The organism is Bradyrhizobium sp. P2_E8 (assembly GCF_056403875.1).
Genome location: NZ_JBFUES010000666.1, coordinates 1 through 4375 on the forward strand (window position 1 = coordinate 1; position 4375 = coordinate 4375).

Sequence of the window (4375 nt, forward strand, 5' to 3'; positions counted from 1 at the left end):
GGGTTACGGCGTGAGTTCAGTGGTTGAGAGTTTGTGAGTACGCCATGACAGAACCCCATCGCCCGAGGGTAAAATACGTCATCGGGCCGGACGGCAGTCCGCTGACGATCGCAGATCTGCCCGCACCCGGCACCAAACGCTGGGTCATCCGYCGCAAGGCTGAAGTCGTCGCCGCCGTGCGTGGCGGACTTCTCTCCCTCGAGGAGGCCTGCAGCCGTTATACGCTGACGGTCGACGAATTCCTCTCCTGGCAGTTTTCCATCGACCAGCACGGTCTGGCGGGTCTTCGCACCACCCGCATCCAGCAATATCGCCAGTAAGCGATCCGGAAATCTGCGGCTTTTGACGAAAATCGGCCTCGCCCTGCGAGGCCGATTTTTTTCATGTTCGTTCCTGGTCGTTCTTTGGCGCTACTTTTGTCCCAGCTCTTAACCTTCGTTAACCATATCGAAACCATCACCTAGGCAATAATTGCCCAGTCGACCGCTCTGGAATGCGGGTCGAATTGGTCGGGGCGGTTGCTTGCAAGGTCTTGCGGACTTTTTAAAAGGTATCGGCGCCGCCCGGTTCGGGGCGATGATCGCGGTCACCGCCGCGCTCGTCGGCTTCTTCGCGTTCGTCATCATGCGGGTCACCACGCCGCAGATGACGACGCTGTTCACGGACCTCTCGGTCGAGGATTCTTCCAGCATTATCAAGGACCTGGAACGCCAGGGCATCCAGTTCGAGCTGCGCAATGAGGGCACCATCATCATGGTGCCCAAGGACAAGGTGACGCGGCTGCGGATGAAGCTCGCCGAGGGCGGCCTGCCCAAGGGCGGCGGCGTCGGCTACGAGGTGTTCGACAAGTCGGACGCGCTCGGCACCACCTCCTTCGTCCAGAATATCAATCATCTGCGCGCGCTGGAAGGCGAGCTCGCCCGCACCATCCGCGCCATCGACCGCATCCAGGCCGCCCGCGTCCATCTGGTGCTGCCGGAGCGCCCGCTGTTCTCGCGCGAGGCGCCGGAGCCGTCGGCCTCCATCGTGGTGCGGGTCCGCGGCGCGCTGGAGGCGCAGCAGATCAGGGCTATCCGCCATCTCGTCGCCTCCGCCGTTAACGGACTGAAGCCGCAGCGGGTCTCGATCGTCGACGAGGCCGGCCAGCTGCTCGCCGACGGCGCCGCGACCGATCCGGAGCAGGCGCTCGGCGACGAGCGCCGCACCACCTTCGAGAAGCGGATACGCAAGCAGGTCGAGGACATCGTCTCCTCGGTGGTCGGCTCGGGCCGCGCCCGCGTCCAGCTCTCCGCCGATTTCGACTTCAACAAGATCACCCAGACCTCGGACAAGTTCGACCCCGAGGGTCGCGTGCTGCGCTCGAGCCAGACCCGCGAAGAAAGCAGCATGACCGCCGACAACAACGGCCAGGTCACCGTCAACAACGAGCTGCCGGGCAACCAGCAGAACAGCGGCGTCGCGGCCAAGGACCAGAGCAAGAAGACCGAGGAGACCAACAATTACGAGATCTCCCGCACCACCAAGACCGAGGTGACCGAGGCCGGCCGGGTCAACCGCATCTCGGTCGCGGTGCTGGTCGACGGCATCTACAGCAAGAACGAGAAAGGCGAGCTGGCCTATCAGGACCGCACCAAGGAGCAGCTCGACCGCATCGCGACCCTGGTGCGCTCGGCGATCGGCTTCGACCAGAAGCGCGGCGACCAGGTCGAGGTCGTCAATCTGCGCTTCGCCGACGCCCCCTCCACCGCCCCGATCGGCGAGCCTGGCGGCTTCCTCGGCATGCTCCAGTTCACCAAGGACGACGTCATGTACTTCGTCGAGCTCGGCGTGATGATGCTGCTCGGCCTGGTCGTGCTGTTCCTGGTGATCCGCCCGCTGGTCAAGCGCATCCTCGCCTCCGACGAAGTCGCCGCCGCCATCAGCGGCGTGCTCGCCGGCCCGGCCGCCTCGGACGAGGCCGCCCCGGCCGCCGGCCAGGCGCTGCTGCCCAGCGGCGCCGCCAGCGCGATCGACGTCGCCACCATCCAGGGCCAGGTCCACGCCCAGTCCGTTCATCGCGTCGGCGAGCTCGCCGAGCGCAACCCCAACGAAACCGTCGCCATCATCCGCCAATGGCTGAGCGAACCGGCGAAATGATCCGAGAAATGAACTGACATGGCCGCAGCCCTGCAAAACGCCAACAGCAACGACATTACCAGCGTGATCTCCACGCTCGGTCAGCGCGCCAACACCCGGGCCAAGGACGGCAAGCCGGCCGAGCAACTGGTCGGACCGAAGCGTGCCGCGATCCTGATGCTGGCGTTGGGCGAGCAGTACGGCGGCAAGATCTGGTCGATGCTCGACGACGACGAGGTGCGCCAGCTCTCGCTGGAAATGTCGACGCTCGGCACCGTCGAGGTCGACACGGTCGAGGACATGCTGCTCGAGTTCGTCTCGCGCATGTCGGCCTCGGGCGCGCTGATGGGCAATTTCGACGCCACCGAGCGGCTGCTCCAGCAATACCTGCCGCCGGAGCGCGTCAACGGCATCATGGACGAGATCCGCGGCCCCGCGGGGCGCAACATGTGGGAGAAGCTCTCCAACGTGCAGGAAGAGGTTCTCGCCAACTACCTCAAGAACGAATATCCGCAGACCATCGCGGTGGTGCTGTCGAAGCTGAAGCCGGAGCACGCCGCGCGCGTGCTCGGCATCTTCCCCGAGGACCTCGCCCTCGACGTCGTCAACCGCATGCTGAAGATGGAAGCGGTGCAGAAGGAGGTGATCGAGAGCGTGGAGAAGACGCTGCGCACCGAATTCATGTCCAACCTGTCGCAAACCCGCCGCCGCGACGCCCACGAGGTGATGGCCGAAATCTTCAACAATTTCGACCGCCAGACCGAAACCCGCTTCATCACCTCGCTGGAAGAGGACAACCGGGAATCGGCCGAGCGCATCAAGGCGCTGATGTTCACTTTCGACGACCTCGTGAAGCTGGATTCCGGCTCGGCCCAGACCCTGATGCGCAACGTCGACAAGGACAAGCTCGGCGTCGCGCTCAAGAGCGCCAACGAGGACGTCCGCAACTTCTTCTTCGGCAACATGTCCTCGCGCGCGGCCAAGATGCTGCAGGACGACATGGCGGCGATGGGCCCGGTCCGTCTTCGCGACGTCGACGAGGCGCAGGCGCTGCTGGTCAACCTCGCCAAGGACCTCGCCGCCAAGGGCGAGATCATGCTGACCAAGAACCGCGCCGACGACGAGCTGGTGTATTGATGGCCGCTCCGGCAAAATTCCTGTTCGACACCGACTTCGCCGCGCCGGATCGGACGCGCGAGAAGGCCGCGTCCGCGGCCGAAATCGCCCAGAAGGTCGCGGAAGCGGAGGCGCGCGCCTATCAGGACGGCTTTGCTGCCGGCCAGCGCGAGGCCAAGGCCGAGAGCGACCGCCGCGTCGCGCTCGCCATGGAAGAGATCAACATCGCGATCCGGGGCGTCGCCTCGGGCATGGGCAACATCGAGACCAAGATGGAGACCGAGGCGGTCGAGGTCGCGGTCGCGGTGGCACGCAAGCTGTGCGCCGATCTGGTCGCCGCCGAGCCGCTCGGCGAGATCGTGGCGCTGGTCAAGGACTGCTTCTCGCATCTGGTCGCGACGCCGCATCTCGTCGTCCGCATCAACGACGAGCTCTACGACAGCGCCCGCGAGAAGATCGAGCGGCTTGCCAAGCAGAGCGGCTTCGAGGGCCGGCTGGTGATCCTGGCCGAGCCGGAGATTGCGACCGGCGACTGCCGGATCGAATGGGCCGATGGCGGCGTCGTGCTGGAGCGCGGCGCCATCGCGGCCAAGATCGACGAAATGGTCGGACGCTATATCGCGTCCCGCAGGGGGAGCTAAGCCATGAGCGACACCGACGGACAGGTCCCGCTGCCCGATCTCAACGGCCCGATGCCGCCTACCGGCACCGACGTCGGCTACAACGAGGACGAATATGCGGCGCGCGCCGCCGCGGACCTCGAGGCCGTGTTCGACGTGCCGGTGCAGGTCTCGGCCGTGCTCGGCCGCTCCAAGATGGACGTCGGCGAGCTCTTGAAGCTCGGGCCCGGCACCGTGCTGGAGCTCGACCGGCGCGTCGGCGAGGCCATCGACATCTACGTCAACAACAAGCTGGTCGCCCGCGGCGAGGTCGTCTTGGTCGAGGACAAGCTCGGCGTGACCATGACCGAAATCATCAAGACCGAACGCACGTAATTATTACGCGAACACAGGGAATGACGCGCGGCAGCGCGACCAGACGGACAGGAGACTGACATGCGGCTTCTCATCGTTGGCACATTGAAGGGCCAGCTCACCACCGCCACCAAGATCGCGATGGAGAACGGCGCCACCGTGACCCACGC

5 protein-coding genes are annotated in these 4375 nt (G+C 65.3%); all 5 read left to right on the top strand.

Annotated elements, in window-relative coordinates; all coding sequences use genetic code 11:
• Positions 1-44: 44 nt before the first annotated feature.
• The 5 genes from sciP (at position 45) to fliN (ending at position 4226) form a co-directional block, all read left to right on the top strand.
• Positions 45-320 carry a CtrA inhibitor SciP gene (sciP, locus tag AC1D00_RS29090; protein ID WP_002714638.1) on the top strand — a complete coding sequence of 92 codons (276 nt, stop codon included), beginning with the start codon at positions 45-47 and terminating at the stop codon, positions 318-320.
• A 202-nt stretch (positions 321-522) separates the two neighbouring features.
• The gene (gene fliF / locus AC1D00_RS29095; RefSeq protein ID WP_477013036.1) at positions 523-2136 is read left to right on the top strand and encodes a flagellar basal-body MS-ring/collar protein FliF; all 1614 of its coding nucleotides are present in this window, start codon (positions 523-525) and stop codon (positions 2134-2136) included.
• An 18-nt stretch (positions 2137-2154) separates the two neighbouring features.
• Positions 2155-3252 (top strand): flagellar motor switch protein FliG, encoded by a 1098-nt coding sequence (fliG, locus tag AC1D00_RS29100; protein ID WP_135179311.1) that lies wholly within the window; start codon positions 2155-2157, stop codon positions 3250-3252.
• Positions 3252-3872, top strand: a complete 621-nt coding sequence (locus AC1D00_RS29105; protein ID WP_027544969.1) for a FliH/SctL family protein — start codon at positions 3252-3254, stop codon at positions 3870-3872. The genes fliG and AC1D00_RS29105 overlap by 1 nt, the downstream gene beginning before the upstream one ends.
• Before the next feature lie 3 nt (positions 3873-3875).
• The gene (gene fliN / locus AC1D00_RS29110; RefSeq protein ID WP_011089739.1) at positions 3876-4226 is read left to right on the top strand and encodes a flagellar motor switch protein FliN; all 351 of its coding nucleotides are present in this window, start codon (positions 3876-3878) and stop codon (positions 4224-4226) included.
• Positions 4227-4375 lie beyond the last annotated feature (149 nt).

Coding starts and splice junctions, on each gene's coding strand:
- fliG (WP_135179311.1), top strand. CDS start 2,155: ATGGCCGCAGCCCTGCAAAACGCCAACAGCAACGACATTACCAGCGTG.
- AC1D00_RS29105 (WP_027544969.1), top strand. CDS start 3,252: ATGGCCGCTCCGGCAAAATTCCTGTTCGACACCGACTTCGCCGCGCCG.
- fliN (WP_011089739.1), top strand. CDS start 3,876: ATGAGCGACACCGACGGACAGGTCCCGCTGCCCGATCTCAACGGCCCG.